Genomic DNA, 21,714 nt, shown 5'->3' with positions numbered 1-21,714 from the left:
CTATGAAAGTAATAGAAGAATTTTATAGGGAAGTTGAATAATGGAAAAAAGACATCCAAGAAATAACTCTTGAATGTCTATTAGTTTTATCCCTATAGAATGATTCCTCTAACGAAGCATATATTATTAAAACTTTTTAAATTCCAATTAGGCAATAGGTCCACCTCCTATCGTAGGTTCATGGAGCATAAACATCCCCCCATATCAATTGACTTATCATCATTAATTGGTACATCTACTCCCCAACCCGATTCTTCAATATTATTTATACGCCCAAAAACATTAATATAATACTCGGGATTTGTAAGAGCGCCATCACTCCATTGCGTCTGTTCCCAATCAATCTGAACTGATTCGACTTTTGGACTTTGAGCTTTTACCAAATCTATAATTTCTTGCTCATGTTCTTTGAGATAGGCGAGTTGTTTTTGTTTGATGGCTTCCTTGTCATCTGTGATATTCTTTTTTGAAGAAGTAACTTTCTTATCTTGTTTATTACTTTCTTTTTGAGTCATGGCACATCCTCCCAGACTTACGAGCGCAACTATTGATGCAATTGTTGCAATTATGATTTTCGTTCGTTTCTTAATAACGTCTCCTTAAATTTTTTGATACCACACTAATTTTCTAAAACAGCTGGTAACATCCATACTAATTGTTCAGTCACTCAAAACTCAATATTACATATCTAGTGTACTATATAAATTTTTAAAAATCTATAAATTACTAAATCTATGAAACACACCCACAAAGCTGTTGGTCTATTTTTCTTGTACCTTGGAGAGTGAGACAAGCTGAAAGCCACATAACTGCTTTTCTATCTTCAATATCTTTGCCCCCTCTTCTTTACACCTTATAGTTCACTGCTAACATTACTTCAATTTCTATCGAAGAATTTGTTCTAAATTCTTTAAAACAAAGAGATAAGCAAAATCATTAAATTGACTCTTTTAATTTCTTATATGATATAATTATTTAAAATACCATATTAGTGAGAAATATTATGTCAAAGACAAAAGGTAATAAAAAAAGAAATTCTTCTAAAGTAAAATATATCTTAGGAAGCGGAGCTTTAATTTTAGCTTCCACAGTGATTCTGCCTAAAGTTTTGAAAAAAACAACAAATTATTTATATAAAAAGCAAGTAAAAATAACTAATCATCGAAAAGTCAATTTTGATTGCAAGGACAAATTGGTTAAAAAATCTGAATATAAAAAGGTAGAAGATCATGCAAATTAATACTGACAATATTGCTCAACAATGTCTCAATGCGATTAATGATAGAATTCATAATTTAAAAAGATTAAACATCATTGTAATTGGGAAATCAGGTGTCGGCAAAAGCACACTAATCAACAGTTTGTTTAGAGGTAATTTTGCTGATACTGGATTGGGTCGACCAGTAACTCAAGAAATTCGCAAAATTGAAAAAAACGGATATCCTTTGGCAATCTACGATACACCCGGCTTTGAATTGTCATATGCCCAACAGGAGAGTGTCAAAGATGAAGTGATCAAACTAATTAACAACGGTTACTCTTCTAATGATATCAATGAGGTGATCCACTGCATTTGGTATTGTATTAATGTCGGTTCAAACCGTACTTTCGATAGTTCGGAAGTGGAATGGCTCAGAGAGTTTTCTGAGAAGAATAAAACGTCTAAGGTACCAATCATTGTTGTCCTTACTCAATCTGTACCTAAGAAGAAAGCATTAGAAATGAAAGCTCATGTTGAGCAGGAAAACTTAGACGTCTGTAAAGTTGTGCCAATTTTAGCTCAAGATATGGATTTTGATGAGGAATATGTCGCTAAAGCTTTTGGATTAGATACTTTGATTGATGTAATGTCTGAGGTATTGCCAACTGAACTACAAGATACTCTCCAAAATATCCAAAAAGTATCTCTGGAATCTAAAAAAAAACATGCTAGGGCAGTCATTGCGACTGCAGTAGCAGCAAGTTTTGGTGAAGGTTTCGCTCCAGTTCCATTCGCAGATGCATTCATGCTTGTTCCAACCCAGATAAGCATGATTACTGGCATTACTGTAATATTTGGCCTTGATATCAATAAAACTTTTCTAACCGCCTTTGTATCCTCAACCTTAGGGTCTGGGGGAGCAACATTCCTTGGAAAAACAATTGTTTCTAATATACTCAAATTTATTCCCGGAGTAGGAACGGCAGTTGGTGGAACAATTTCTGGTACTACCGCTGGATTAATTACAACAGCTTTGGGCGAGGCTTACCTGTTTTTAATGGAACAAATATTTAAAGGAGAAATAAGCAAAGAAGCGCTAGGTACTCCTGCCGGACAAAAACAAATGACAAAACTTTTTAGAGAACAATTGTCTAAAAAAAGATAATACACCAAGATTTTGAATCTTGGTGTATTTTTAGGTTAAATTGCTTTTTACATCAAAAAAGACATCCAAGAGCAAACTCTTGAATGTCTGTAAAGTTTGATAACTCCATCAGTCCTATCAACAAACTGGGAATGATGATGTTATTGATTCGTTATCTCAAATACTGCTGTATGCACCCACTCATTATTAATCTGTAAATCATTTTCTATGATCCTAATAAAAGTGAAACCATTTTTCAAAAGCACTCTCTTAGAGGCCAGATTATCCGTTGCTGTTCCCGCAATGATTCTATTTAAACCATAAGTATGAAACGCCCTTTCTAAAACGAGTTTAACCGCTTCGCTTGCATAGCCTAAATTGGTGTAATTTTCTCCAATCCTATATCCAAGTTCTGCTGTTTTTCTATCATTCCCTAAAACACTTAAATTGATTCTTCCGACCATAGCACCTTGCGAATCTCTAATAAGATGCATGTAGATGTCATGATTTGCTTGTTCCGTTAACAATTCCCTTGTAATTTCCTTAAAACTTTCTGGATCAAAATAGTTACCTGGTCTAGGAGGTAAATTCTGCTCAAAATACTCTTGATTTTCTTTTTCAAAAGTATATACATCTATACTATTTTCTTCAGACATCAACTCTAAACTTATCATTGCAAAACATCTCCCATCATTATCTACATTCAAATTTTCTCATCTTTACACAAAGTGAAATTTACAGAATTTAAACCAATACTTTTGTTTTGTCATATCTTTTCTACATTATAACACAAAAGAATATTAACAAAAGAATATTCAAGATTAAGGTAAAACTAAGGTGGATTTTGAGGTGAACTTTTTCAAAAAACACGAAAAAAGCACCCATGAGGTAAACTCTTGAGTGCTTTGAAATATTGATATAATCGTATTGATTAACGTTTTGAGAATTGTGACGCTTTACGAGCTTTCTTAAGACCTGGTTTGGAAAGTATAGATTTTAGTTGGACTAAAAATAGTGTAATATCAAGGCTTTTCAGAACAAGATCTACAGATTAATTTCATAAAATTTGAATCAATATTTTTTAAATAGGGAATTTCTTAGCGCATAACTTTCAATCCTATCCTCTTCCTTCTTAACCTAATAAAGTTTGTAATATTGGAATAACAACGATAAATAGAACCGTACTTAGAGTCACTACATTCGTAGAGAATTCCACATCTCCTTTTCCTTGATTAGCAAGGATTGGGAGAACAGCTAGAGCTGGTGTCGCGGACTGAATCATAAAGGTCTTAAATTCTACTGCCGCCATATTTGGGGCAAAGAACTTCAAGACAAGAAGCATGATCAGAGGAGCTAGGATAAAGCGTCCAACCAAGGTGACAATTGTATCTTTATCAAAAGCAATGGTATTCAAGCCTGCCTTAGCAAGAACGATACCAATATAAATCAGAGATAAGGGAGTGACGATATTTCCAACATAGGTTAAGGTGTTCGTTGCGAAATCTGGAATAGGAATTCGGAGAATCAAAACTAGTAGAGCCACAAGAAAACCTACAAGCGGAGCTGGTAGCAATTTCTTCCAGTCAAATTTAGTTGTCTCCTTGCTTTGACCCGATTTACTGTCGCTCGTCATCAAATACACGCCCAATGTCCAGGTGGAAATCGTATTGGTGATATAGTAAATTAAGAAATAAGGAAGAGCCTGATCCCCAAAAAGAGCAACGTTTAAAGGTAAACCGATAAAAATAGTATTGGCATTAACAAAGGTATTAATCATGGTTCCTCGTCGTCCTGGACGGATCTTGAAAAGCATAACTGCAATATAAGCTACCATATATCCTAAGATAAATGCCACAAAAGTATAAAGGATACCTCCAGAAAGACTGATTAGTTTATCTAGTGTTAGGTATTTCATCACCGACACAAAGATTGATGCTGGCAAGGCTACATACATGATCAAACGAGATAGGTTGGGACCAAAGTCATCTCCAAACCATCCATTCACCTGAAGAATATACCCCAAAACAATAATAACGATAATCGGAATGATACTCGTAATCGAAGTTAAAAAGAGTGACATAGGTATCCTTTCTAAATTTCTTAAGTCCACAGCCCATACAAATCTGTCGCTAGCGAAGGATAGACAGCAGCAGTGAATTATTTATACTCTGGATACCACTTCAAATCACGAACTGCTTTGGCCATATCTGTTTCCTTAGCGCGTGCAAGACCTTGCTCTTGCGCTTTTTTAGCGACTGCTTCCGCTACTTTAATAGAAACATCTGCTACATACTTGAACGGCGGCAAAACAGGAGCTCCTGGTTGACCTGGATTGACAATACCACTCAATGAATGAGCCGCTGCTCCAATCATTTCATCAGTCAAAAGACTTGCTTCAGAAGCCAGCATACCTAGACCAAGGCCTGGGTAAATCAAGGCATTATTGGCTTGACCAATCACATAGTCGACACCTTTATAAGAAACCGTATCAGCAGGAATTCCTGTTGCGACAAAAGCTTTGCCATCTGACCATTCAATCAAATCTTTGGCACTAGCTTCAGCTAGTTTGGTTGGATTTGACAAAGGGAAGATCATCGGACGCTCTGTATTTTCACACATAGCCTCTACTACTTCTTTAGTGAAGGTATTAGGTTGAGTTGACGTTCCTACAAGAATGGTTGGCTTCACAGTCTTCACTACTTCAAGCAGGTCAGTCAACTTATCTGCGTTAGTAAAGTCAGCACGTTTCTTAGCAAACGGTTTTTGCTCAGGAGTTAGGTCATCCATGTCATCAAAGAGAAGACCTTGCTTATCAACCATAAAGAAGCGCTTATAGGCTTCTTCTTTAGAAAGACCTTCACTAACCATTTCACGAAGAACACGAGAAGCAATCCCTGCACCAGCTGTTCCCCCACCATAGCAGAGATAAACTTGATCTGTTAATTTTTCGCCACTAATATCTAGTGAACCAAAGATGCCACCTAAGGTAACGATTCCTGTACCTTGAATATCATCGTTAAAGGTTGGAATTTGTTTTCGGTATTTTTCAAGAATATTGGCAGCATTCAAGCGACCGAAGTCTTCCCAGTGAAGGTAGAGTTTAGGAAAGAGACGTTCTGCTGTTTGAACAAATTGGTCAATGAAGTCGTAGTAACGATCTCCGCGAACCCGTTCGTGACGATTCCCTAAGTAATTAGGATTGTTACGAAGTTCTTCACGGTTAGTCCCTGCATCAATAACTAAAGGAAGGACCATAGAAGGATCGATTCCAGCAGCACCCGTGTAGACCATCAATTTCCCAACAGAAATATCGACACCATTTGTTCCCCAGTCACCGATTCCAAGGATTCCTTCTGCATCTGTTACAACAATGAGACGAATCTCGCGATTCCCAGCAGCATTTTTCAAAGTGGCTTCAATATTTTCAGGATGATTGATATCAAGATATCCCGCATATTGTGGATTTACAAAGAGGTCACTATAGCCTTCAATGGTATCTGCAATGGTTGGATCGTATACAATTGGATTGAATTCCTCCAAATGTTGAGAAAAGAGGTAATAGAAAAGAGTCCGGTTGGTATTAAAAATTTCCATTAGGAAAAGACGTTTTTCCAAATCATTTACTTTTGTTTGCATTTGCTCATAAGTTTGTGTCGCTTGTTCTTCAATGGTTTGAACATAAGGTGGCAATAAACCAATAAGACCTAGTTCCTTCCGTTCCTCTAAGGTAAAGGCAGTCCCTTTATTAAGGAAAGGGTTATTTAAAATATCATATGCAGTCATAGTGCAACCTCCTTTTTGATAATATTATACCACTTAATATGTATTTTTAGGCGAACTTTGTTATTTAAAAAATACAATCGTTAGTGTATATGTTATAATGAGTCTAGAAGTAAAGCGTTATTGAAAACTCTTTATTCTGTAGATTATTACTCAAAGCACCATTTTGTGATTCTTTAACCTCTTTATGTTATAAATTTCTATACTCATAAGATTTTCGGTAATCGCTCTTTATCATCGGACAAATAAAGCCATACTAGAATATAAATTTATAAGGCAAATTACAATAGATAAATATCATTTAAGTTTTTTATACAATACTTCGTATTTTTTAAGGTGTTTTTTTGTCATACAAAACTTGTATTCTATTTATATGACAACTAAAAACTATTTACAACAATATATTTCCAAAAAAGTGAAATATTTTCGAACACAAAACAAAATGAGCCAGGAAGAACTTTCGGAACAAGCGGGACTTGGGCTTAAGTATATCAACCAACTCGAAAACCAAAATGTGAATCTGACCATTCACAGTCTTGAAAAAGTGATTGACGCCCTAGAGATGACCCCAGAGGAATTTTTCAATTTTGATAGCCTTGAATCAACCTCTGATAAGACTGACAATCTTTCACTCAAAAGAATCAACATGAAGATTAAACAGCTCCCTATTGATAAACGAGAAAAGATCTTGGTCATTTTTGAAAGTATCTTAGATAATCTTTGATATCCCTGACTCACTTACATTTTAACCAGCGAATACTCGTATAGTCAAATTGTAGGATACGGATAAAAATTATTTATCTGGTGATTTCCACTTATTTTCCTTCTCCAACTATTGAAAGTGAGCCCATATGAATTTAAAAGATCTACAATATTTTTATGACCTCTGCCAGCTTCAATCCTATACGGAAGTAGCAAAACAACACAATGTTACCCAGCCGTCTATTTCTTATGCTATCAAGCGCTTAGAGGACTCCTTTAATTGCAAATTGATTCACCATGATCCTTCACATCGCTCCTTTAAATTAACTAATCAAGGTCAAATCCTTCTGAAGCATACAGAACTGATTTTACCTGAGGTCATTTCTACTCGCAAGGAAATTAATCGCTCTTTGGCGCATTGCTCTACTGTAGGATTCCCTCCTATTATCATTCAGTATCTTTTCTCTGTCTTAAATAAAGAAACTGAATTTGATTTTTTAAAAAAGGTACGCCCTATTCGTGGTGGATCCGTAGAACTATTAAATCTTCTCCTTAAGGGAGAACTAGATGCGAGCTTACTCGGATTGATTGAACCACTCAATCATCCTTCAATAGAGACACATGAACTCTTTCATAAAGAACTGTATGTCGTTTTATCTAAGAACCATCCTCTTGCTACTGCTCTTTCCCTCACTTTTGAAGATTTAGTAGATCAATCCTTTATACTTTTAGACGAACACTTTGTTCACCTGAAAGCTTTTGAACTACTTAATCAAAAGCATCAAAACAAGGCAGAAATATTCTTCAAGAGTGACGACATTGTCATCATTAAAGAACTTTTAAAGAAAGGGATTGGCGTTAGTTTACTGGCTGATATCGCACTTTCTGATGAAGATGATGATTTAATAAAAATCCCTCTAATACCGGAGGACCAGATAACATTTACAGTTTATTACGCTTATCTCAAATCAGCTACACTGTCATCAGAAGTAGAAGCCTTATTTAATCTCATTAAATCATATGAATAGAAAAAGACTCTAACTATCAACTACCTGATAGCTAGAGTTTTTTACATTATAGGTATTAGACTAAAGCACGAAGAAATAGAATATGATCGCCGAATTTTTCATTTACCTGATACCATTCAACGAGATTCCCAATTATAAATCTACAAAGTGTCGATAAAAAAGAACACCCCGAAAGGTGCTCTTTGTATGTACTGTAATTCTCTCGAATTAACGTTTACTAAATTGTGATGCTTTACGAGCTTTCTTAAGACCTGGTTTCTTACGTTCTACCATGCGGGCATCACGAGTAAGAAGGCCTGCGCGTTTCAATGAATCGCGGAAGTCAGGGTCTACTTGAAGAAGGGCACGAGCGATACCGTGACGGATAGCGCCTGATTGACCAGCGTAGCCACCACCATCAACGTTTACGAAAACGTCGTATTGACCAACAGTTGAAGTAACTGCGAATGGTTGGTTGATAACCAAACGAAGATCAGCGTGTGGGATGTACTCTTCAACATCTTTTTTGTTTACAGTGATTTTACCAGTTCCTGGAACAAGGCGAACGCGTGCAACAGCGTTTTTACGACGTCCAGTACCTGCATATTGTGCTTGTGACATAGCTTATTTGTTCCTTTCCTTAGATAAGTCCTGAAATATCAAGAACTTCTGGTTGTTGTGCAGCGTGAGTGTGCTCAGCGCCTACAAATACTTTCAGCTTCATACCTTGAGCGCGGCCAAGAGTATTGTGCGGAAGCATACCTTTAACAGATTTTTCGATCAAACGAACAGCGTTCTTAGAGCGAAGCTCACCTGCTGAGATTTGTTTCAATCCACCTGGGTACATAGAGTGAGTGTAGTAGATCTTATCAGTCGCTTTTTTACCAGTCAATTTTACTTTTTCAGCGTTGATAACGATTACGAAGTCACCTGTATCAGTGTGTGGTGTAAAGGTTGGTTTGTTTTTTCCGCGAAGTACGCTTGCTACAACAGCAGAAAGGCGGCCAAGAGGGACATCAGTAGCGTCCACTACATACCATTTGCGTTCAACTTCACCTGGCTTAGCCATGTATGTTGTTTTGTTCATGATTTCTCCTATGAATATCGTTTTTGTTTACAGGGCGGATGTTCCGGTCCGCGAGTTATTTGAAAGGTTCCGGGGCCTTACAAATGGGGTAAACAATACCGCCTACTATCATATCAAAAATAGTAGGCAAAAGCAATAGATTTGAAGCAATTATTTATGAAATAGCGATTTCATGTTTTCTTAGTCTTGAATGTCTTGGGCTATACTAAAGAGTCCCAAAGTTCCCGGACCAGTATGGGTAGAAATGACAGGTCCCAGAGGCATAAGTAGAACTTCCTCCACTTGGTCGCTTTCCAGCAGCTGAGCTTTTAAACTCTCAGCAACCTCTTTGGCACCCGCGTAGGCGATGACCACCCGCGGATCAGCCACTCCCTCCAGGGTCATGCGGACCACTTCGGCCTGTGCCTTCTTCTTGCCACGAACCTTAGCGACCGAGTCCAGAGTTCCATCTCCCTTGACAGCGATAATCGGCTTGATATTGACCAAGCTCCCCATAAGCGCAGCAGTTTTGGAAATCCGACCGCCCCGCATGAGGTGATTGAGGTCATCAACCAGAAAATAAGTCTTGACCTTAGGCACCAAGCTCTCAATCAAGTCTGCTGTCTGCTCCAAGGTCTGGCCTGCCGCTCTAGCCTCTGCCGCCTTCATGACTAAAAGTCCTTCCCCCATAGAAGCCGCTTTGGTATCAATGATGCGAATCAGAGCATCTGGAAAATCTTCCAAGACTATCTCCCGTGCCATGACAGCACTCTGATAGGTACCTGATAGGGCTGAAGCAAAGGCTACATAGAGAACTGGTGTCCCTTCCTTAGCATAGCTGCGAAAGACATCTTGAAACTGGCCGACATTGATCTGGCTGGTAGTCGGTTTACTGCCGGACTCCATCTTCTCCAGAAGTTCTTGGCTGGTCAGCTTGTCCGCACCAACTGTCTCATAAGTTTGGCCATCTAGCTGAATGGTCAGGCCTAGGACCTGTACGTCATTTTCCTGGGTCCAGTTTTCTGGCAAGTCTGCTGTTGAATCGGTTAAAATTTTAAAGGTCATCTTTTTTCTCCATCATTTTTTGTAAATCGCGCAAAGATTGGCTGTCCATCGGTCGCAAGGGCGGTCTTTGTAGGTTAATTTGTCCGCTCAGTTTATTGAGGTCTGATTTGGTAACAGCCACTAGCTTCTCTAGCTCTCTAGCAGACACTCTCAAAGCCCCTTGGGCAAAGACAGTCCACTGCTCATTGAGATCGCTGGTCGCAACCGACACCTGATTTTTTGGTGTATTAAGTTCAGCTGCCAAGCGCTCGATATAGTCATCTGCCGTTTCCTCCTCCTCAGTGAAAACGACCGTCACATTAAACTCCTCGTAGGTCTGCCGAACTCCCGGCATATACTGGGCATCGAAGACGCAGATAACTTCCAGTCCTTCAAAGCTGGCATAATTGCTGAGCTTCTGGAGCAGAATCGTTCGCGCTGCATCTAGCTCTCCGCGGTTAAAGTAAGGACGAGTCTCCCGCCAAAAGGCCGTCATATTGTAGCCGTCCACCAGTAAGATTTTTCTTTTCATAGGCGATTGCGAAAGACTTCATACATGAGAATAGCCGCTGCGACACTAGCATTGAGGCTCTGGACATGGCCATTCATAGGAATGGAAATCATCTCGTCCACCTGCTTTTTAATATTGCTTGAAATCCCCTTACCTTCGTTACCGATTATGAGGGCCAGCTTTCCAGTTGTATTCCACTTATGAGAAGGCGTCCCCTGCATATCTGTACCGAAAATCCAAAAACCAACTTCCTTGAGCTTGTCCAGGGTCTGGCTGAGATTGGTCACACGGGCAATGGGAATATGCTCAATGGCACCCGTTGAGGTCTTGGCCACAACTGGTGTCACACCGACTGCCCGGTGCTTGGGAATGATGACTCCCGCTACATTGGTCGCGTCAGCCGTCCGCAAGATAGAACCCAGATTATGCGGGTCAGTCAGCCCGTCCAAAATCAATAAGAGTGGATTGTCTTCCTGCTCTGCTTTTTTCAACAGCACCTCGAAGTCAGTATAGGCGAACTCCGCCACCCGCAGGACAAAGCCCTGGTGAACTGCTCCATCAGTCATCTCCTGCAAGGTTTTCTTAGGCGTCCAGGAGATGGAAACCTTCTTTTCCGCTGCTAAATCTTTGATTTTGTCGACCTTTTTACCACGCAGGTCGTCTTGAATGTAGAGTTTATTTCCAGTGTTAGCTGCGAGAGCCTCTGTCACCGCATGCACACCGTAGACAATATCGTTTTTTTCCATAGGACTAGTATAACACAAAGGCGAAAGAATGGCGGCAGGATTTACTCGGGCGAGACAGAATTCTGCTCTGATAAAAAGCAATCAGCAGTCCCCAAGATTCCCCACCAGTCGTGCTATAATAGAAAGAAGTCTAAAAAAGGAAACTCTTACTCATGTCTCTCCTCCAACGCACCATCAAGCTGGTACTAGCTACCTGTCTCGCTGCTTGGCTAGCTGACTTTTTAGGTCTGACCTACTCAACTTCAGCTGGAATTATTGCTATCCTCAGCGTCTCTGACACCCGCCGCAGCACAGCGAAGCTAGCTGGCAATCGCTTTTTATCTACCCTGCTGGCTCTGGCTATCGGAAGCCTGGCTTTTCACTTTCTAGGTTTTCATCTCGGAGCATTGGCCATCTATATCGCGCTCTATGTGCCTCTGGCCTTTCAGCTTGGCTGGGAAATCGGCATTACACCTAGTACCGTCCTAGTCACCCATCTGCTCTTAGAAAAATCCACCTCCTGGTCTCTGCTTGGAAATGAGCTAGCTCTATTTCTCATCGGAACTAGCTTTGCCCTCCTAGCCAATCTCTATATGCCCTCGCGTCAGCAGGAGATTGACAGCTACCACGAGCAAGTGGAAGAACAGCTGAAAAAGATTTTGCTACGCTTTGAATATTTCTTAAAATCTGGAGATGGTCGAAATGATGCAGCTATGATCAAGGAACTGGACAAGATTTTGCAGCAAGCCTTGCAGCTGGTCTATCTGGACCACTCCAACCACCTCTTTCACCAGACCAACTACCATATCCACTATTTTGAAATGCGGCAGGCCCAAAACCGTATCTTGCAAGACATGGCCAGCAATATCAACAATTGCCATCTAGCAGCCAGTGAAAGCTTGATTTTAGCCCGCCTCTTCTCCCAGACCGCTAAGCAGCTGAGCCAAGAAAATCCCGCCCGAGACCTCTTGGGCGAGATTGACAACTATTTGACCGTATTTCGCGAGCGGCCGCTCCCTAAGACCCGCCAAGAATTTGAAACCCGCGCCATGCTCCTGCAGCTCCTGCGAGACTTGGAAACCTTTATTAGAATTAAGGTAGAATTTTACGAGAATTATAAAGAAGACTAGCTGCTTTGTTTGGCAAATAAAGCACTAAAACTAAAAAAGAGATAAAGACTTTTAATCATCTTTATCTCTGAATTAAAATAATTTGTTTTCATTTCATGACATCAGCTATAAAGCTGATGTCTTTTTAATTTGGTTCCTTAGTATCATAAACCTTGTTTCCCTCAAAATAGATGTAATAGTCCTTATCATCCTCGTCCGCCCAAACGAAGCGAGTAAACATACCTGTCACATCCAGTCCTCGTGGTTTACCTAGTTTTTTGACAACGTCTTGGGCTGACATCCCTTTAGAAATACCGCTTAAACTTTCCACCTGCTTGGAAGAAGTGAATGTAATCAGCTTATTCATGACAACAGAATTTTCATCATAAGCAATAAAGATAGTATAATTATCCGACTCCCACAGGTTACCTCCACTACTTAGCTCTGAAGTTGGCTGACCCAGCTTAGCACGTACTTCATCCTTTTTAGTAGCAACCCGATCAGATTCCTCTTCAAAATAAATGAGATTGATTGATTTAAATTCTTCCCACTTATCAATATCTTGCATATCAGTAAGGGCATCCAAAGATTGACCAAAATCATTAAAGAGAGTATATGGATCATCTTCAATTGCAGAAGACGAACTAGATGAGCTATAGTCATAGTCGCCATCAGAGTATTCTTTTTTCGAAGATGAGCTCTGTTTTCTAGAGTAGCTAGAACTAGACGAGGAAGAGGTATTGCCACTTCGTCTGAAAAGAGGGACAAACATGCAGGCGCTAAGTGTCATCAGACTAAACAAACAGACTGCAAACAATATAAATTTTTTCATAAGATTCCTTTATTCAATTTAGATACATTATTTTACTGTATCTTAGGTTTATCTATCGCTTTTTCATAAAACATAAGAGCGTTATTACTAAATATTACTCTTCGATATCAATTCCTTTGGATTCAAATAAATCACGTACTTCTTTAGAAAATGGAAAGATTGTTCCGTCTATGGTTTTTAAATTCGAAAACTGTGATAGCTCTTTTTCACTCACATTTTCCAAATCAAATTGATCATCTTCACCATCCCATAAAGGGATTAATTGCGCATAGATATCATTACCTCCATCAAAGAAGAGGCTTTGCACATTCTGCGCATACTCTTTAGGTATTTCCAACTGTTTAAAATAAGTCTCTACTTCAGGAATTGGTGTCTCATCGAAGTCTTCTGGATCTACAGATAATTTCTCAGATTCACAAAAACTGTAAACGTTAAATCGTGGCTCAAGCACGTTTTGTTCATACATCAACTCCTGAATAATAGCCAACTTGAAATTAAAATTGTCAAATTGTAAGAAATCACTCATAAATTGGTTCCTTTCATAATCAGAACGAACCCTCTATCTTCCGAATACACCAGTCAATCAGCTCTTCCAGTCGATCAATAGCTTCGGTCATATGCAGGTAGCCCATAACTGCCTCAAAGCCAGTAGACATACGATAGGTGACGATATCCGTATTCTTAGCCTTGGTGTGACTGTTAGCATTGCGGCCGCGCTTGTAAATATCCTCTTCCTTCTCCGTCAGAATCCCTTCTTCCAGCATGAGAGAAATGAGGTTGGCCTGAGCCTTGGCAGAAACGTACTTGGTCGCTTCCCTATGCAGCTGATTGGGCTTGGTCAGACCCTGAAAAATCAGGTGACGCCGGATATACATGGAGTAGACAGCATCTCCCTCAAAGGCGAGGGCAATACCGTTAATCAGGTTGACATCAGTCACGTGTCCACCTCACTCCGTCCTTAGTATCTAAGAGCTTGATACCCTGAGCGGCCAATTCATCCCGAATACGGTCTGCAGTTGCAAAGTCTCGATTAGCACGCGCTGCTTGGCGCTCCTCAATCAAGCGCTCAATGTCCGCATCCAAAACTTCTTCTACAAAGACGATACCAAAAACTTCTAAGAGCTTGGCAAAGGCTGCCTTAACTTCAGCGGTGTAATTGCCAGAATTGATCCACTTGGCTAACTCGAAGACAACCGTGATACCATTGGCTGCATTGAAATCTTCGTCCATAGCGGCGGTGAACTTGTCTAGAAAGGCCTGAAGCTGAGCAGAATCTGTCTGACCAGTGAAAGGCTGCTCATAGGTATTCTTCAAATATTTGAGATTAGTCGCTGCATCATGAACAGCTTTTTCCGTGAAATTAATCGGCTTGCGATAATGCTGAGTAGCAAAGAAGAAACGCAGCACCTGACCATCAATGGTCTTGAGGGCATCGTGAACAGTGATGAAATTACCTAGAGATTTGGACATCTTGACGTCATCAATGTTGACAAAGCCATTGTGCATCCAATAGTTGGAAAAAGTCTGACCAGTCTTGGCCTCTGACTGGGCGATTTCATTGGTATGGTGAGGAAACTCTAAGTCTGCTCCGCCCCCGTGGATATCAATTGTATCACCCAAAATCTCCGTTGACATGACCGAGCACTCGATGTGCCAGCCCGGACGGCCTGCTCCCCAAGGACTGTCCCAGGAAATCTCGCCCGGCTTAGCTGCCTTCCAGAGAGCAAAGTCAACTGGATTTTCCTTACGAGCAGTCTCCTCATCTGTCCGACCAGAAGCACCTAACTCCAAGTCTGCCAAAGTTTTGTTGGCTAATTTGGCATAATCACGAGACTTTTCGACGCGGAAGTAGACATCGCCCTCTGACTCATAGGCGTAGCCTTTGTCAACCAAGTCCTCAACAAAACGGATGATGTCATCCATAAACTCCACTACACGCGGATGGCGAGTCGCAGGTTTCACGCCCAAGGCCGTCACATCCTCACGAAAAGCTGCGATATACTTGTCAGCCACTTCTTTGGGAGTAATGCCCTCTTTCTTAGCTCGATGGATAATCTTATCATCTACATCTGTAAAATTGGAAATATAATTGACCTCAAATCCCCGATACTCAAAATAGCGACGAACTGTGTCAAAAGCTACTGTTGAGCGGGCATTGCCGACATGGATATAGTTATAAACCGTCGGACCGCAGACATACATGCGAACCTTGCCCTCTTCAATGGGCACAAATTCACGTAGGCTGCGGGTCATGGTGTCGTAAATTTTAATCATGCGGTCCACTCCCTTCTCTATTTCTGACTTTTTCGGCTGAAAACCAGCTCTGCAAAAGGGCCAAATTGTCTGAGGCTATCCAGTTGGTAAAAGCGCTGCCCTTCCTTTTGGGTAAAGAGGGGAACCCCCTTTCCTAGGATAAGGGGCGCTATCTGAATAATGAGGTAGTCGAAAAGATCCGCATCCAAGAGCGGTCCTACCAAGGAATTACCACCAATCACAAAGACATTTTTGCCTTTGTCAATCTGGTGAACAAAGTCCACCACATCCCCAGCTACTGGCTGGTAATTGCTGACAGGCAGGTGCCTATCATGCGTAAAGACATAGTTTTCCGTAGCTTGATAAAAACTTTCTACATCTTGCAAATCTTGGATTTCCTCAAAGGTCCGCTTGCCCATGATGGTGATATCCATTTGCCTGTAAAAGTCATCATAGCCTGTATCCTCTACAGAACCAAGCTGATGCAGCCAGTCTATCCTGTGCTGGCTGTCTGCCAAGTAGCCATCCATGGTGATACAGCCGTAAAAATATACTGCCATTCTTGTAGTTACCTTTCTAGTTCCTTTGCTATTGTCAAAGCGATAGTGAAAAAAGTCATGGCATCAGCTGTCCGCTCTTCATGGCGGGCATCCCAGGTTCGGTTATGATGATCCACATAGTCAGCTGTGTAGAAGAACTGATAGACTTTACTCTTGCGAAATTGACTCCAAGCCATGATAGCTGAAGCTTCCATATCCACCACTTGGGCTCCAGCAGCTAAGCGACGCTTGACCTTATCAGGCGTTTCCCGATAAAAGGCATCAGTCGTCCAAGACTTAGTGCGGATATGCTCGATATCGTGCTTGTCAAAGGTAGCTTCTAGCTCGATTAGCAGAGACTCATCATAGGCGACTTCATCACCCGGTGGGGCATAGTGATAGCTAGTCCCTTCATCTCGCAAAGCAGCAGCCGGCAAGATGATTTTATCTGCTTCAATTGAGCGATCCAAAACGCCACAGGAACCTAGAATAATGAAATTCTTGAAGCCTCTAGCCGCCAACTCCTCCAGCTGGCCAACTATTATGGGAGCCCCAATTGGAGCCAACATAACTGCTAGCTTGCTAGGACCTTGGCGGTAAATATACCATGGATGCTGTCCGTTTATGCTTTTCAAATAGCCTCCTGGATAGACTGCTTCTGACTCAATCAAACGTTTCAGAATTTCGCCATTAAAGGACAGGATGATCGTTTCGCATACCTCACCCTTGTCAATAATCTGCCTATCTGTTGGCTCAATGACTGCTGCTACATCTTCAAATTCCTCTAATAGCATAACTTCTCTTTCTTTAAGGCTCCAGCAAATCCACCTTCATCTTTTCTATGCGGCGCAGCTTGGTCTCATCTTTTTTGGCTTCACTGATATAGCGAGCCCATTCGCGCTGGTGGATAAGCGGTAGTTTGATAAAGCGCTCCTTGGCAGGACCGTCCAAGCGCTCTTTCAGTTCAAGGACTACCTGGTTCAAAATAGCATCTGATAAATCTGACATGTCGGTTCCTCCTGTCATATTTCACTTCGATAACTTTGCCAACCTTTTCTAAAGACTTGATGAATGGTGACTGGCTTCGCGGGCATGCTCTAGCTTGTCTAGATAATATTCCCGCTTCTCTTCTACCTCGTGAATGGTTGGCTCGTCCTTCTCACCGTGAACACGGACAATTTTCGCTGGTACACCAACAACGGTTACATCACTTGGAACATCCGCCACAACAACTGCACCGGCTCCGACCTTGGCTTTCTCTCCAATCTCAATTGGTCCAATGACTTGAGCATGGGCAGAGACCAAGGCACCCCGGCGCACGGTCGGATGGCGTTTACCTGTATCCTTGCCCGTACCGCCTAGGGTCACGCCGTGGTAAAGCATGGCCCCCTTCTCCACAATGGCTGTCTCACCAATCACTAGGCCACTGCCATGGTCAATGAAGACACCTGACTCAATCTGAGCACCGGGATGAATCTCAATCTGGGTCCAGAAACGCCAGAATTGACTGTGCATTCGTGCTAATAGCTTGAAACCACGCTTCCACAAAAAATGAGAAAGACGATGAGCCGCCAAAGCTTTAATGCCCGGATAGGTTAGTAAGACTTCCAGCGACGTTCGTGCCGCCGGGTCATTTTCTTTTACAATATCAATAGATTCCTTCCACCAACCCATGCTAGCCTCCTTCCTTCTCTAAACAAGGAGAGACGAGAACTAGGCTCGCCTCTGCCGATTTCTGATGAGGTCTACAGGGATAAGTGACCTCTTATTCTTCTGTTTTAGGGCTTTCTTGATGGTCTTTGTGACCTTTGTACTCCTTGTGCGGATGATGTCCCTTGTCATGGTGATGCTTTGGCTTATCAGACTTTGGTGGACGCGGCAGCAATACTTTCATGGAAGCATCTACTCGGCCTTTGGCATCAATCTTGATAACCTTGACATCCACTTCATCACCGATTTGTACGACATCTTCGACATTATTAGTCCGAGTCCAAGCCAGCTCTGAGATGTGAACGAGGGCATCCGTCTTGTCAAAGAGATTGACAAAGGCACCGAATTTCTCAATCCGAACAACCTTGGCATGGTAAACTTCATCCACTTTTGCTTCGCGGACCAAGCCAGCAATGATTTCCTTAGCACGATTGATGGCGTCTTGGTCGCTAGAGTAGATGGACACATTTCCTTCTTCATCAATGTCAATCTTAACACCAGTCTCAGCGATAATCTTGTCGATGGTTTCCCCACCTTTTCCGATGACAATTTTAATCTTGTCCACATCAATCTTGATGGTGTCGATTTTCGGAGCAGTTGGAGCCAACTCAGGACGCGGAGCTGGAATCGTCGCTTCAATCAAGTCCAGAATTTCAAAGCGGGCTTTCTTAGCCTGAGCAAGAGCTTCTGTCAGGATCTCAGCTGTAATTCCTTCAATCTTGATATCCATCTGCAGGGCTGTAATCCCTTCACGAGTACCAGCTACCTTAAAGTCCATATCACCAAAATGGTCTTCCAAACCTTGAATGTCCGTCAGAACCGTATAGTTGCTGCCATCTGAAATCAAGCCCATAGCAATACCAGCAACCGGAGCCTTAATCGGCACACCACCGGCCATCAGAGCTAAAGTGCCCGCACAGATAGAGGCTTGGGAGGAAGAACCGTTTGACTCCAAGACTTCTGCCACCAGGCGGATAGCGTAAGGAAACTCTTCCAAGCTAGGCAAGACTTGCTCCAAGGCGCGTTCCCCAAGAGCACCGTGTCCGATTTCACGACGGCCAGGAGCCCCATAACGACCTGTCTCCCCGACTGAGTATTGCGGGAAATTATAGTGGTGCATGAAGCGTTTCTTGTATTCTGGATCCAAGCCATCCACAATTTGCGTTTCGCCCATTGGTGCCAAGGTCAGGACAGACAAGGCTTGGGTTTGTCCACGAGTAAAGAGACCAGAACCATGCACGCGCGGCAGGTAATCCACTTCCGCATCCAGCGGACGGATTTCATCGACCTTACGACCATCAGGACGGACCTTATCTTCGGTAATCAAACGCCGCACTTCTGCATGCTCCATTTGCTCCAAGATTTCAGCCACATCACGCATGATACGGTCGAATTCTTCATGGTCCGCGTATTTCTCTTCATAAACTGCTGTGACTTGGTCTTTGACAGCCTGAGTTGCGGCTTCACGCGCCAGCTTTTCTTCTACCTGAACAGCCTTTTGCAAGTCGCTATTATAGGCTGCGATAATCTCTGCCTGCAGCTCTTCATCAACATGCAGCAATTCTACTTCTGCTTTTTCCTTGCCGACTGCCACAACGATTTCTTCTTGGAAGGCAATCAATTCTTTGACCGCTTCGTGCCCTTTGAGAAGAGCTTCCAGCATGATATCTTCAGAAAGTTCCTTGGCTCCAGACTCTACCATGTTGATAGCCTCTTTGGTACCAGCCACTGTCAGTTCCAAAAGTGAAACTTCTTTTTGTTCCTTGCTAGGATTGATGATAAATTCACCATCTACATAGCCGACCTGAACTCCTGCGATAGGGCCATTAAAAGGAATATCTGAGATAGAAAGAGCCAAAGAGCTACCGAACATAGCAGACATTTGAGGCGAAGCATCTTCGTCATAAGAAAGAACTGTATTGATAACCTGAACTTCATTGCGGAAACCTTCCTCAAACATAGGGCGAATCGGGCGGTCAATCAAGCGGGCTGTCAAAGTCGCATCTGTTGACGGACGGCCTTCGCGCTTGTTAAAGCCGCCAGGATATTTCCCAGCCGCATACATTTTTTCCTCATAGTTGACCTGCAATGGGAAAAAGTCACCAGTAGCCATCTTTTTGGACATGGTTGCTGCAGTTAAAACGGTACTTTCTCCATATCGAACAACGGCGCTGCCATTTGCCTGCTTTGCAACCTGTCCGGTTTCAACTACCAGTTCACGACCTGCAAAAACGGTTTTAAAAACTTGTTTTGTCATAAAGACTCCTTGCCGAGCACATGCTCAATTTTTTTCATACGCCTTGGCTACAAAGATCAAGATATTAAGACTTTAATCAACTCATAGGACGTGTTCAGTTAGCACTGTGATTTTAAAATTATAGTCTTAGCAGCTTATTATATCCTCATCTTTGTATCAAGCACGTACAGACCTTATTTTACCACAATTTCAAGCAAAAGAAAAAGGCTGGAAATGGCTTTTTTCTATAAAAGCACTGAAAATCTATTTTTCTTTTCTATAGCTGATTATAGTTGGCTGGCTGAGTTCGTTTTTCCCCTTTCGATTCGTCAAATAAGATGGCGGTATAGCCATTATTCACTTTTCAAAGAGAACTTCTTGCTTTATAATAAATACAGTGACTCATTTCAAACATGTAAAGGAGACAATCGTGCCAGATCATCAAACAGTTGAAAAGAAAGATTTTTTCTCGCTCCTTGCGACAGCCTTAGTCTGCTTTGCAGGCATCTTATCTGAAACCAGTATGAATGTGACCTTCCCGCATCTAAGTAAGGTCTTTGGCTTAGGATTGGGAACACTGCAATGGATTACAACAGGATATTTGTTAGCAGTGGCCATTACGATTACTTTAGGAGCAACCTTAGCCCACAATTGGAAAGAGAGAACCATCCTCTTTACTGCTTTAGCCAACTTTTGCTTGGGCACACTGATTGCAATGTTGGCTCCAAGCTTTCCTATCTTGATGATAGGGAGAGTCCTACAAGGAGGAGCTACTGGATTAGCCATTCCTTTGCTCTTTAACTTGATTGTTGAGCGTGTTCCTAAGCAAAAAATCGGAACCTACATGGGCTTGTCTGGGATGGTGGTCAGCCTAGCACCAGCAATTGGGCCAACTTACGGTGGTTTTATGATTAGTCGTTTTGACTGGCATATGATTTATACCTTTATTCTTCCTGTCCCAATCATATCCTTTATCCTTGGCTTTTTCTTTTTAAGAAATTCCGAACAGTCTAGGAAACGCGCCTTTGATCTTCTCTCATTTCTCCTCTTAGCAAGCTCACTCGTCTTTGCCATTGTAGCCATTTCCAGCTTAGAAGAAGGATATATCGATTGTCTCTATCTTATTCTCTGCATAGTGCCACTAGCTTGTTTTATCTATCGGAGCTTGAAAATCGATCATCCATTCCTAGATATTCGGATTTTAAAGCAACCGACGGTCTTATTGGCTATTTTACCCTTCTTCATTTTTCAGTTTATCAACCTATCGGCTAATTTTCTGATTCCCAACTTTCTAGTCATAGAAAAAGATATTTCAACCGCTCAGGCAGGCTTTGCATTACTTCCGGGAACCATGCTTGGAGCCTTCCTCTCTCCTCTTTTTGGCAAACTCTATGATAGAAATGGTCCTAAACCAACCCTTTTTACAGGAAATTCACTTCTTTTCCTAGCTGTTCTCTTGCTCCTTCTCTTCACAAAAGAACTCACCTTAACAGCTGTTATTGCGATTTATATTTGCTTTACCTTGGGGCGAAACATGGCCTTTAATAACACACTTGCCCTAGCGACGACTCAAGTTGATAAAGAAAAAACTGCAGATACAACTGCGCTGTTTCAACTGGCCCAAACCTTTGCGGGCGCTATAGGTACTGCAGTCACAGCTGTCATCGCCAATCAAGCTCCAAATATGACAAAAGGAACTCAAAACGTCTTCACCCTGCTATTAGGCCTGGTTATCTTCGTCTTCTTGTCTTATCTACTGCTTTTTAAAAGGATTGCTGCAAAGAAACATTGACTTTTATCCTTAAGTGATAGACATCTAAAAAATACTGACTTATCCTTCTCCCCCAAAGACATT

The 21,714-nt window shown here is 41.6% G+C and carries 23 protein-coding genes and 2 pseudogenes; 6 read left to right on the top strand and 19 right to left on the bottom strand.

Annotated features, from left to right (window positions below; all coding sequences use genetic code 11):
* Positions 1–147: 147 nt before the first annotated feature.
* A pseudogene (locus tag FKX92_RS06560) lies at positions 148–590 on the bottom strand (hypothetical protein).
* Between the two features lie 413 nt (positions 591–1,003).
* Here FKX92_RS06560 and FKX92_RS06555 point away from each other — a divergent pair.
* Both FKX92_RS06555 and FKX92_RS06550 read left to right on the top strand, forming a co-directional pair.
* Positions 1,004–1,240, top strand: coding sequence for a hypothetical protein (locus tag FKX92_RS06555; RefSeq protein WP_149565851.1), 237 nt, complete (start codon positions 1,004–1,006; stop codon positions 1,238–1,240).
* Positions 1,230–2,366, top strand: a complete 1,137-nt coding sequence (locus tag FKX92_RS06550; protein ID WP_061595308.1) for a YcjF family protein — start codon at positions 1,230–1,232, stop codon at positions 2,364–2,366. Before FKX92_RS06555 ends, FKX92_RS06550 begins: the two co-directional genes overlap by 11 nt.
* 140 nt (positions 2,367–2,506) lie before the next feature.
* On the opposite strand, the gene FKX92_RS06545 is transcribed toward FKX92_RS06550, so the two are convergent.
* From FKX92_RS06545 to FKX92_RS06530, 4 genes and pseudogenes are all read right to left on the bottom strand, one after another.
* Positions 2,507–3,019 carry a GNAT family N-acetyltransferase gene (locus FKX92_RS06545; protein ID WP_149565909.1) on the bottom strand — a complete coding sequence of 171 codons (513 nt, stop codon included), beginning with the start codon at positions 3,017–3,019 and terminating at the stop codon, positions 2,507–2,509.
* Between the two features lie 257 nt (positions 3,020–3,276).
* Positions 3,277–3,384, bottom strand: a pseudogene (locus FKX92_RS12245) (30S ribosomal protein S9); the annotation flags it as partial.
* 93 nt (positions 3,385–3,477) lie between these two features.
* Complete coding sequence (locus tag FKX92_RS06535) at positions 3,478–4,425, bottom strand: AEC family transporter (RefSeq protein WP_149565850.1); 948 nt, start codon at positions 4,423–4,425, stop codon at positions 3,478–3,480.
* A 77-nt stretch (positions 4,426–4,502) separates the two neighbouring features.
* Complete coding sequence (locus FKX92_RS06530) at positions 4,503–6,128, bottom strand: malolactic enzyme (RefSeq protein WP_149565849.1); 1,626 nt, start codon at positions 6,126–6,128, stop codon at positions 4,503–4,505.
* Between the two features lie 370 nt (positions 6,129–6,498).
* On the opposite strand from FKX92_RS06530, the gene FKX92_RS06525 reads away from it, so the two are divergent.
* Both FKX92_RS06525 and FKX92_RS06520 read left to right on the top strand, forming a co-directional pair.
* Positions 6,499–6,849, top strand: coding sequence for a helix-turn-helix domain-containing protein (locus FKX92_RS06525; protein WP_004185387.1), 351 nt, complete (start codon positions 6,499–6,501; stop codon positions 6,847–6,849).
* 127 nt (positions 6,850–6,976) lie between these two features.
* Positions 6,977–7,855: a LysR family transcriptional regulator gene (locus FKX92_RS06520; protein ID WP_149565848.1), complete on the top strand. Its 879-nt coding sequence runs from the start codon at positions 6,977–6,979 to the stop codon at positions 7,853–7,855.
* Positions 7,856–8,062: 207 nt separating this feature from the next.
* Here FKX92_RS06520 and rpsI read toward each other — a convergent pair whose 3' ends face one another.
* The 5 genes from rpsI to rlmB all read right to left on the bottom strand — a co-directional run bounded on the left by rpsI (position 8,063) and on the right by rlmB (position 11,201).
* Positions 8,063–8,455 carry a 30S ribosomal protein S9 gene (gene rpsI / locus FKX92_RS06515; protein WP_002902303.1) on the bottom strand — a complete coding sequence of 131 codons (393 nt, stop codon included), beginning with the start codon at positions 8,453–8,455 and terminating at the stop codon, positions 8,063–8,065.
* Positions 8,456–8,474: 19 nt separating this feature from the next.
* Positions 8,475–8,921, bottom strand: coding sequence for a 50S ribosomal protein L13 (gene rplM, locus FKX92_RS06510; RefSeq protein ID WP_002893769.1), 447 nt, complete (start codon positions 8,919–8,921; stop codon positions 8,475–8,477).
* Between the two features lie 180 nt (positions 8,922–9,101).
* The gene (locus FKX92_RS06505) at positions 9,102–9,965 is read right to left on the bottom strand and encodes a DegV family protein (protein ID WP_149565847.1); all 864 of its coding nucleotides are present in this window, start codon (positions 9,963–9,965) and stop codon (positions 9,102–9,104) included.
* Entirely contained in the window at positions 9,955–10,476 is a 522-nt protein-coding gene (locus FKX92_RS06500; RefSeq protein ID WP_149565846.1) for an NYN domain-containing protein, read from the bottom strand. The genes FKX92_RS06505 and FKX92_RS06500 overlap by 11 nt, the downstream gene beginning before the upstream one ends.
* Positions 10,473–11,201 carry a 23S rRNA (guanosine(2251)-2'-O)-methyltransferase RlmB gene (rlmB, locus tag FKX92_RS06495; RefSeq protein ID WP_149565845.1) on the bottom strand — a complete coding sequence of 243 codons (729 nt, stop codon included), beginning with the start codon at positions 11,199–11,201 and terminating at the stop codon, positions 10,473–10,475. Before rlmB ends, FKX92_RS06500 begins: the two co-directional genes overlap by 4 nt.
* A 152-nt stretch (positions 11,202–11,353) precedes the next feature.
* Here rlmB and FKX92_RS06490 point away from each other — a divergent pair, with 152 nt between their 5' ends.
* Positions 11,354–12,310: an aromatic acid exporter family protein gene (locus tag FKX92_RS06490; protein WP_002917746.1), complete on the top strand. Its 957-nt coding sequence runs from the start codon at positions 11,354–11,356 to the stop codon at positions 12,308–12,310.
* A gap of 124 nt (positions 12,311–12,434) precedes the next feature.
* On the opposite strand, the gene FKX92_RS12195 is transcribed toward FKX92_RS06490, so the two are convergent.
* From FKX92_RS12195 to pnp, 9 genes are all read right to left on the bottom strand, one after another.
* Positions 12,435–12,857, bottom strand: a complete 423-nt coding sequence (locus tag FKX92_RS12195) for a hypothetical protein (RefSeq protein ID WP_002917747.1) — start codon at positions 12,855–12,857, stop codon at positions 12,435–12,437.
* Positions 12,858–13,215: 358 nt separating this feature from the next.
* A complete protein-coding gene (locus FKX92_RS06480) occupies positions 13,216–13,647 on the bottom strand; it encodes a DUF6892 domain-containing protein (RefSeq protein WP_002917748.1) in 432 nt (143 codons plus the stop codon).
* Between the two features lie 19 nt (positions 13,648–13,666).
* Positions 13,667–14,059, bottom strand: coding sequence for a Mini-ribonuclease 3 (locus FKX92_RS06475; protein WP_002917749.1), 393 nt, complete (start codon positions 14,057–14,059; stop codon positions 13,667–13,669).
* Complete coding sequence (gene cysS, locus FKX92_RS06470; protein ID WP_002917750.1) at positions 14,052–15,395, bottom strand: cysteine--tRNA ligase; 1,344 nt, start codon at positions 15,393–15,395, stop codon at positions 14,052–14,054. The genes FKX92_RS06475 and cysS overlap by 8 nt, the downstream gene beginning before the upstream one ends.
* Before the next feature lie 17 nt (positions 15,396–15,412).
* Positions 15,413–15,934 carry a dihydrofolate reductase family protein gene (locus tag FKX92_RS06465; protein ID WP_149565844.1) on the bottom strand — a complete coding sequence of 174 codons (522 nt, stop codon included), beginning with the start codon at positions 15,932–15,934 and terminating at the stop codon, positions 15,413–15,415.
* A gap of 8 nt (positions 15,935–15,942) precedes the next feature.
* Positions 15,943–16,707, bottom strand: coding sequence for a nucleoside phosphorylase (locus tag FKX92_RS06460; protein ID WP_149565843.1), 765 nt, complete (start codon positions 16,705–16,707; stop codon positions 15,943–15,945).
* A 13-nt stretch (positions 16,708–16,720) separates the two neighbouring features.
* Positions 16,721–16,939, bottom strand: coding sequence for a YdeI/OmpD-associated family protein (locus FKX92_RS06455; protein ID WP_004184265.1), 219 nt, complete (start codon positions 16,937–16,939; stop codon positions 16,721–16,723).
* A 30-nt stretch (positions 16,940–16,969) separates the two neighbouring features.
* A complete protein-coding gene (gene cysE, locus FKX92_RS06450) occupies positions 16,970–17,587 on the bottom strand; it encodes a serine O-acetyltransferase (protein WP_002905377.1) in 618 nt (205 codons plus the stop codon).
* Positions 17,588–17,678: 91 nt separating this feature from the next.
* Positions 17,679–19,880 (bottom strand): polyribonucleotide nucleotidyltransferase, encoded by a 2,202-nt coding sequence (pnp, locus tag FKX92_RS06445; RefSeq protein WP_149565842.1) that lies wholly within the window; start codon positions 19,878–19,880, stop codon positions 17,679–17,681.
* Between the two features lie 409 nt (positions 19,881–20,289).
* On the opposite strand from pnp, the gene FKX92_RS06440 reads away from it, so the two are divergent.
* Complete coding sequence (locus FKX92_RS06440; protein ID WP_149565841.1) at positions 20,290–21,651, top strand: MFS transporter; 1,362 nt, start codon at positions 20,290–20,292, stop codon at positions 21,649–21,651.
* Positions 21,652–21,714 lie beyond the last annotated feature (63 nt).

Origin of the sequence: Streptococcus sanguinis (assembly GCF_008329445.1) — a bacterium.
GTDB lineage: Bacteria > Bacillota > Bacilli > Lactobacillales > Streptococcaceae > Streptococcus > Streptococcus sanguinis_O.
Note: the sequence above shows the minus strand (reverse complement) of the source record. Positions and strands in the feature narration are given on the sequence as shown.

Coding starts and splice junctions, on each gene's coding strand:
- FKX92_RS06555 (WP_149565851.1), top strand. CDS start 1,004: ATGTCAAAGACAAAAGGTAATAAAAAAAGAAATTCTTCTAAAGTAAAA.
- FKX92_RS06550 (WP_061595308.1), top strand. CDS start 1,230: ATGCAAATTAATACTGACAATATTGCTCAACAATGTCTCAATGCGATT.
- FKX92_RS06545 (WP_149565909.1), bottom strand. CDS start 3,019: ATGATAAGTTTAGAGTTGATGTCTGAAGAAAATAGTATAGATGTATAT.
- FKX92_RS06535 (WP_149565850.1), bottom strand. CDS start 4,425: ATGTCACTCTTTTTAACTTCGATTACGAGTATCATTCCGATTATCGTT.
- FKX92_RS06530 (WP_149565849.1), bottom strand. CDS start 6,128: ATGACTGCATATGATATTTTAAATAACCCTTTCCTTAATAAAGGGACT.
- FKX92_RS06525 (WP_004185387.1), top strand. CDS start 6,499: ATGACAACTAAAAACTATTTACAACAATATATTTCCAAAAAAGTGAAA.
- FKX92_RS06520 (WP_149565848.1), top strand. CDS start 6,977: ATGAATTTAAAAGATCTACAATATTTTTATGACCTCTGCCAGCTTCAA.
- rpsI (WP_002902303.1), bottom strand. CDS start 8,455: ATGTCACAAGCACAATATGCAGGTACTGGACGTCGTAAAAACGCTGTT.
- rplM (WP_002893769.1), bottom strand. CDS start 8,921: ATGAACAAAACAACATACATGGCTAAGCCAGGTGAAGTTGAACGCAAA.
- FKX92_RS06505 (WP_149565847.1), bottom strand. CDS start 9,965: ATGACCTTTAAAATTTTAACCGATTCAACAGCAGACTTGCCAGAAAAC.
- FKX92_RS06500 (WP_149565846.1), bottom strand. CDS start 10,476: ATGAAAAGAAAAATCTTACTGGTGGACGGCTACAATATGACGGCCTTT.
- rlmB (WP_149565845.1), bottom strand. CDS start 11,201: ATGGAAAAAAACGATATTGTCTACGGTGTGCATGCGGTGACAGAGGCT.
- FKX92_RS06490 (WP_002917746.1), top strand. CDS start 11,354: ATGTCTCTCCTCCAACGCACCATCAAGCTGGTACTAGCTACCTGTCTC.
- FKX92_RS12195 (WP_002917747.1), bottom strand. CDS start 12,857: ATGCAAGATATTGATAAGTGGGAAGAATTTAAATCAATCAATCTCATT.
- FKX92_RS06480 (WP_002917748.1), bottom strand. CDS start 13,647: ATGAGTGATTTCTTACAATTTGACAATTTTAATTTCAAGTTGGCTATT.
- cysS (WP_002917750.1), bottom strand. CDS start 15,395: ATGATTAAAATTTACGACACCATGACCCGCAGCCTACGTGAATTTGTG.
- FKX92_RS06465 (WP_149565844.1), bottom strand. CDS start 15,934: ATGGCAGTATATTTTTACGGCTGTATCACCATGGATGGCTACTTGGCA.
- FKX92_RS06460 (WP_149565843.1), bottom strand. CDS start 16,707: ATGCTATTAGAGGAATTTGAAGATGTAGCAGCAGTCATTGAGCCAACA.
- FKX92_RS06455 (WP_004184265.1), bottom strand. CDS start 16,939: ATGACAGGAGGAACCGACATGTCAGATTTATCAGATGCTATTTTGAAC.
- cysE (WP_002905377.1), bottom strand. CDS start 17,587: ATGGGTTGGTGGAAGGAATCTATTGATATTGTAAAAGAAAATGACCCG.
- pnp (WP_149565842.1), bottom strand. CDS start 19,880: ATGACAAAACAAGTTTTTAAAACCGTTTTTGCAGGTCGTGAACTGGTA.